Origin of the sequence: Erwinia oleae, assembly GCF_000770305.1 — a bacterium.
In the GTDB taxonomy this organism is placed as follows: Bacteria; Pseudomonadota; Gammaproteobacteria; order Enterobacterales; family Enterobacteriaceae; genus Erwinia; species Erwinia oleae.
The window spans coordinates 39018-45017 of the sequence record NZ_JNVB01000034.1; the positions used below are offsets into that span (position 1 = coordinate 39018).

The 6000-nt window shown below is 55.9% G+C and carries 9 protein-coding genes; 3 read left to right on the top strand and 6 right to left on the bottom strand.

Annotated features, from left to right (window positions below; translation table 11 throughout):
- Positions 1-50: 50 nt before the first annotated feature.
- Positions 51-1025 (top strand): aldo/keto reductase, encoded by a 975-nt coding sequence (locus GS12_RS12390; RefSeq protein ID WP_034947413.1) that lies wholly within the window; start codon positions 51-53, stop codon positions 1023-1025.
- A 28-nt stretch (positions 1026-1053) separates the two neighbouring features.
- Here the strand turns inward: GS12_RS12390 and pgpA are convergent, their stop codons facing one another.
- From pgpA to nrdR, 6 genes are all read right to left on the bottom strand, one after another.
- Positions 1054-1548: a phosphatidylglycerophosphatase A gene (gene pgpA / locus GS12_RS12395; RefSeq protein WP_255350079.1), complete on the bottom strand. Its 495-nt coding sequence runs from the start codon at positions 1546-1548 to the stop codon at positions 1054-1056.
- Entirely contained in the window at positions 1538-2512 is a 975-nt protein-coding gene (thiL, locus tag GS12_RS12400) for a thiamine-phosphate kinase (protein ID WP_034947416.1), read from the bottom strand. The genes pgpA and thiL overlap by 11 nt, the downstream gene beginning before the upstream one ends.
- Positions 2513-2564: 52 nt before the next feature.
- Positions 2565-2984: a transcription antitermination factor NusB gene (nusB, locus tag GS12_RS12405; RefSeq protein WP_034912750.1), complete on the bottom strand. Its 420-nt coding sequence runs from the start codon at positions 2982-2984 to the stop codon at positions 2565-2567.
- 17 nt (positions 2985-3001) lie between these two features.
- A complete protein-coding gene (gene ribH / locus GS12_RS12410) occupies positions 3002-3472 on the bottom strand; it encodes a 6,7-dimethyl-8-ribityllumazine synthase (protein WP_034912747.1) in 471 nt (156 codons plus the stop codon).
- An 89-nt stretch (positions 3473-3561) separates the two neighbouring features.
- The gene (ribD, locus tag GS12_RS12415; RefSeq protein ID WP_034912743.1) at positions 3562-4662 is read right to left on the bottom strand and encodes a bifunctional diaminohydroxyphosphoribosylaminopyrimidine deaminase/5-amino-6-(5-phosphoribosylamino)uracil reductase RibD; all 1101 of its coding nucleotides are present in this window, start codon (positions 4660-4662) and stop codon (positions 3562-3564) included.
- Positions 4663-4665: 3 nt separating this feature from the next.
- The gene (gene nrdR / locus GS12_RS12420) at positions 4666-5115 is read right to left on the bottom strand and encodes a transcriptional regulator NrdR (protein ID WP_034912741.1); all 450 of its coding nucleotides are present in this window, start codon (positions 5113-5115) and stop codon (positions 4666-4668) included.
- A gap of 212 nt (positions 5116-5327) precedes the next feature.
- On the opposite strand from nrdR, the gene lysM reads away from it, so the two are divergent.
- Entirely contained in the window at positions 5328-5768 is a 441-nt protein-coding gene (gene lysM / locus GS12_RS12425; protein WP_034912738.1) for a peptidoglycan-binding protein LysM, read from the top strand.
- 24 nt (positions 5769-5792) lie between these two features.
- The coding region (locus GS12_RS12430) for a DUF3251 domain-containing protein (RefSeq protein WP_034947420.1) at positions 5793-6000 on the top strand (208 nt) is incomplete at its 3' end.

Consider the following 6000-nt stretch of genomic DNA (forward strand, 5'->3'; position numbering starts at 1 on the left):
TACTTATCAAAATCGACCTGAAGGCCGCACACCGATAAGCAGGAGCCAGCATGAAAACCATTCCATTAGGCAACACCGACCTGACCGTTTCCCGCCTTTGCCTGGGCTGCATGACCTTTGGCGAACCGGATCGCGGACGCCACGCATGGACGCTGCCGGAAGAGAGCAGCCGCCCGCTGATCAGGCAGGCGCTGGAGTCAGGCATTAACTTCTTTGATACCGCAAACAGCTATTCCGATGGCAGCAGCGAAGAGATTGTCGGTCGTGCGCTGAAGGATTTTGCGCGTCGTGATGAGATCGTTGTGGCCACCAAGGTTTACTTTCCCATGAGCAACCTCTCCGGCGGTCTGTCGCGTAAAAACATTCTGCAATCTGTTGATGACAGCCTGAGCCGGCTGGGCATGGATTACGTCGATCTGTTACAAATCCACCGCTGGGACTACGACACGCCGCTGGAAGAGACGCTGGAAGCGCTGCATGACGTGGTGAAATCCGGCAAGGCGCGCCATATCGGCGCATCATCAATGTATGCGTGGCAGTTCGCCAAAGCACTCTACACGGCCGATGCTAATGGCTGGACGCGTTTCGCCAGCATGCAGGATCAGTACAACCTGATCCAGCGTGAGGAGGAACGCGAAATGCATCCGCTTTGCCAGGCAGAGAACATCGCGGTGATCCCCTGGAGCCCGCTGGCGCGCGGACGCCTGACGCGACCGTGGGGAGAGACGACCGCCCGTTCGGTTTCCGATGAGTTTGGCAGCACGCTCTACGCCACTACGGAGGAGAATGACGGCGCGATTGCCGGACGCGTGGCGCGCAGCGCAGAAGATAAAGGCATCAGCCGGGCGCAGGTCGCGCTGGCGTGGATGTTGGCGAAACCGGCGGTGACCGCACCCATCATCGGCGCATCGCGCGCAGAGCAACTGGCGGATCTGGTAAAGGCAGTGGAGGTGACGCTGACCCGCCAGGAAATTATTGAACTGGAGAGCGTCTATCAGCCTCACAGCGTGGTTGGATTTGAATAAAAGAAAGGCGACGGTGGTCGCCTTTTCATTACAGCAGGTGGTGACCGACGTAATAAAGGATGCCTGCTGAGATAATACCCGCCACGATATCATCGATCATGATCCCCATACCGCCGTGGACATTACGATCAAACCAGCGGATTGGCCACGGCTTCCACATATCCAGAATGCGAAAAATCACAAATCCCGCCAGCACCCACTGCCAACTGTTGACCGGGATCGCCATCAACGTGATCCACATGCCGATAAACTCATCCCAGACAATGCTGCCGTGATCGTGGACACCCATATCTTTTGCCGTGCGATGGCAGAGATATACGCCGATACAGATACCGAACATAACCACCAGCGAGTAGATGTCCGCCGGCAGAAAGGTCATCAGATACCAGAAAGGCAGAGAGGCCAGCGAGCCGACGGTTCCGGGTACGTAAGGGCTAAGCCCGCTACCGAAACCGGTGGCCAGCAGATGCCACGGATTGCTCATTTTCAGGCGGCTCTTTGCCACAAATTTATCACTGATCAAAGTGGTCAAATCCTTTCAGGTCGATATCCACTGGTTTGCCATCCTGTAGCAGCGTCAGCCCTTCTGACTGCGGTGCCATCTGACCAATACAGGTAAAAGGCACGCCAAAATGGCTGAGCGCCACGTCCAGCGCGCCGCGATTGATTTCCGGTACGGTAAAGCACAGCTCGTAATCTTCTCCGCCAGCCAGCGCCCAGCGAAGCGCCTGCTCAGATTCAAAATGCTGCTTCATGGCCGGCGAGAGCGGCAGCGCATCGATATTGATCCGTGCGCCGCAGCCGCTGGCGCGAAGAATGTGCTGAACGTCAGAAATCAGGCCGTCTGAAATGTCAATTGCCGCGCTGGCCAGCGAGCGTAACGCCTGCCCCTGCAAGATACGCGGCATCGGTCGCAGGTGACGCTTGATCAAGGCCTCATGCGCGGCAGGATCGCTGATTTTCACGCGGTGCTGCAACAGCGCCAGGCCTGCCGCGCTGTCACCCAGCGTCCCGGTCACATAGATCCAGTCGCCCGGTCGCGCACCGGCACGCTTCAGCGCTTTGCCTGCCGGTACCATGCCGTGAATACCCAGCGTCAGGCTCAGCGGGCCGCGCGTGGTGTCACCACCTATCAGCTGCATATCGTAATAGTCCAGCAGCTCGAACAAGCTGTCGCTGAAGTCCTTCAGCCAGGCCTCATTGACTGATGGCAGCGTCATTGCCAGCGTCAGCCACGCCGGATCGGCGCCCATTGCCGCCAGATCGCTGAGATTTACCGCCAGCGCCTTGTAGCCCAGATCCGCAGGATGAATGTCACGCAGAAAATGTACGCCTTCAACCAGCGTGTCCGTACTGATCGCCAGCATCTGCTTTTCAGGCACCGTCAGTAACGCACAGTCGTCGCCAATGCCTTTTTCCACATCACGACGGGAACTGGTCACGCGGTCAAAATAGCGTGTGATTAGTTCGAATTCTCCACATGCCATAGGCTAATCCAGAGTTGAAAATGACAGAGGCCGCGAAAACGGCCTCGGAGGATTACTTCTTGTTGGGGCGGATTTGCGGAGCGGCTTTATCCAGCACGCCGTTGACAAACTTGTGGCTGTCTTCGGCGCCGAAGGTTTTTGCCAGCTCAATGCCTTCGTTGATAGCTACTTTATACGGCACGTCGGCACGCTTGCTCAGTTCATAAAGTGAAATGCGCAAAACGGCCTTTTCGACCTGGCCCAGCTCTTCTAACTGACGGGACAGCCAGGGCTTCATCAGGCCATCAAGATAGTCGCTGTTAGTCGCAACGCCATTAAGCAGCTCACGAAAATAGCCGATATCAACGTCTTTGACGTCTTGCTCCGCCAGAAACTGGTATTCGACATCAGCGATGTCGTTCTGAGATAACTGCCAGGAGTAAAGCGCCTGGACAGCACATTCACGGGCGCGGCGGCGAGCAGCAGGTTTCACAAAATTCCCCTTACAAATCAGGCGTGGATAGCTTTCAATACGTTAATCATTTCAAGTGCGGTCAGCGCGGCTTCCGCCCCTTTGTTACCCGCTTTCGTTCCGGCGCGTTCGATGGCCTGCTCGATGTTTTCCGTGGTCAATACACCAAAGGCGACCGGAATGTCGCTGTGCATCGCCACGCTGGCCAGGCCAGAACTGGCTTCGCCCGCAACGTATTCGAAATGGGCAGTGCCGCCACGGATAACCGTGCCGAGCGCAACGACAGCGTCATATTTGTTCGCTTTAGCCAGCGCGCGTGCCGTCATTGGCATTTCATAGGCGCCGGGCACCCAGACCACGGTGATATTTTCATCTTTCACCTGGCCAATGCGTTTCAGCGCGTCAAGGGCACCGCTAAGCAGGCTGTCATTGATAAAATTGTTAAAACGCGCAATGACAATGGCAACGCGCGCATCAGGTGTGGCAACAGCAGCTTCAATAACGTTCATAATCTTCCTTCAAGGGTTCAGTTGTGGCCCCGCAGGGGGGCGGATTCTATCACATTCCCGGCCGGTCTGCTTCCGCTTTTCGTTTGCGTTTAAGCGGTAAGCGTCAGCCGTATATCCGCCCCAACCTGGCGGACATCACGAAAAGTAAATGCGGGTGCCTCAGCAAGCTGTGTTAAACCCGGCAGATGGCACAGGCCGCGCGCGGCGTCGCCCAATAATGTCGGAGCCAGATAAACGATCAGCTCGTCCACCACGCCGGCGGAAATCAGTGCGCCGCCCAGTTGCGCCCCGGCTTCCACCCAGACGCTGTTGATCTGACGACGCCCCAGCAACATCATCATTGCCACCAGATCGAGCCTGCCGTTGTGCAGCGGTACGGTAAACTGTTCGACGCCTTCCGGCCAGGGCTGCACGTCTGGCTGTAGGCGTGCCAGCCAGGTTTGCCCCGGCTGACTGATAATCTTATGCTGCGGCGTCACGCGGTTCTGGCTGTCGATAATAACGCGTACCGGCTGACGAAGATCGCCCTCGGAGAAGACGCTCTGGCTGTCGGCACTCAGCTCGTTCCAGCGTACGGTCAGCGACGGATCGTCGGCCAGCACGGTGGCGCTGCTGCTGAGAATAGCCGAGCTTTGCGCACGCAGCCGCTGCACGTCGCGACGGGCTTCCGCAGAGGTGATCCACTGGCTTTCGCCACTGCTCATGGCGGTGCGTCCATCAAGCGACGCGCCCATTTTAAGCTGTACGAAAGGAAACCCGGTGCGCATCCGTTTGAGAAAACCGCGATTCAGCGCCTCGGCTTCCTGCATCATCAGGCCATGGCTGACCTCGATACCCGCCTGCTGTAAACGGTAAAGGCCGCGACCAGCCACCTGCGGATTGGGATCCTGCATCGCCACCACGACCCGCCCGACGCCGGCGGCAATCAGCGCATCACAGCACGGCGGCGTGCGCCCATGATGGCTGCACGGTTCAAGCGTCACATAGGCCGTGGCGCCGCGGGCGCGGTCGCCCGCCATGCGCAGCGCGTGAACTTCAGCATGAGGTTCGCCTGCACGAAAATGATAGCCTTCGCCGACAATATTGCCGTTATGAACGATCACGCAGCCGACGTTGGGATTTGGCGAGGTCGTAAAGCGTCCACGGCGCGCCAGCTCAAGGGCGCGCGCCATATAATGTTCATCGCGCATATGTCAGTCCTGTAAGCGGGCGATCTCTTCGCCAAATTCACGAATATCCTCAAAGCTGCGATAAACCGAAGCGAAGCGGATGTAGGCGACTTTATCGAGCTTTTTCAGCTCATCCATTACCAGGTTACCGATCATTTTACTGGGCACTTCGCGTTCGCCGGTTGAACGCAGTTGGCTTTTAATGTGGCTGATGGCGTTTTCCACGTCTTCTGAATTGACGGGGCGCTTTTCCAGGGCTCTCAACATTCCGCTACAAAGCTTGTCTTCATTGAAGGGTTCGCGAATATCATTGCTTTTCACCACCCGCGGCATAACCAGCTCGGCAACTTCAAACGTGGTGAAACGCTCATGACACACCAGGCACTGGCGACGACGACGTACCGAGGTTCCTTCGCCCACCAGGCGGGAATCGATCACTTTAGTATCCACGGCTGAACAGAACGGGCAATGCATGATGATCCCTGAGTATTCATGAAAGTGACGGATAGTGTAACGCGAAGTGGCTGGCAACAAAATAATATGCGGCATATTTGCGGCCCGACTCGCGTAATGCTTACCTGTAGACTTTCAGAGCGCGTCTGAAGGCGCAAATATTATTTATCCGCTATAGTTCCTGTTGCTTTTAGCTTAATTTCTTCCCTAATCGGGGATTAACAGGAGGATATATGGGATTATTTAATTTTGTAAAAGAAGCGGGTGAAAAGTTGTGGGACAGCGTCACCGGTGAGGCTCACGATCAGTCTAAAAAGCTTCAGGAGCACATTACCAAACTGGGTCTTCCCGGCAGCGATAAAGTTGACGTAAAGGTTGAAAATGACAAAGCCACGATTACTGGCGATGCCATTTCTCAGGAACTGAAAGAGAAAATCCTTGTGGCTGCGGGTAACGTCGCCGGCATCACCGCGGTGGAAGACAATGTAAACGTCGCTGAACCTGCAAAAGAAGCGCGTTTTTATACGGTGAAAAAGGGCGATACCCTGAGCGCGGTGTCAAAAGAAGTGTATGGCGATGCCAGCAAGTACAACAAAATTTTCGAAGCCAACAAGCCAATGCTGTCGCATCCGGACAAGATCTATCCGGGCCAGACGCTGCGTATTCCTGATTAAGTCATTCAGGAGAGCGTTCAGGCTATGGCAAGCAGAGCATTAAGCCGGTTTTATCCGTTACCGATTATTTTGTTGCTGGCGGGATGCGTCTCTCCGCAAAAGCAGCCGGAATTAAATCAGCTGCATAGTGAAGTGAGTAAGCTCAATAACGAGATGTATCAGTTGACCCGGCAGGCCGCTTCGCTTGAACAGCAAAACAGCCTGAACGGTAACTCGGCGCAGGGTGCGTGGC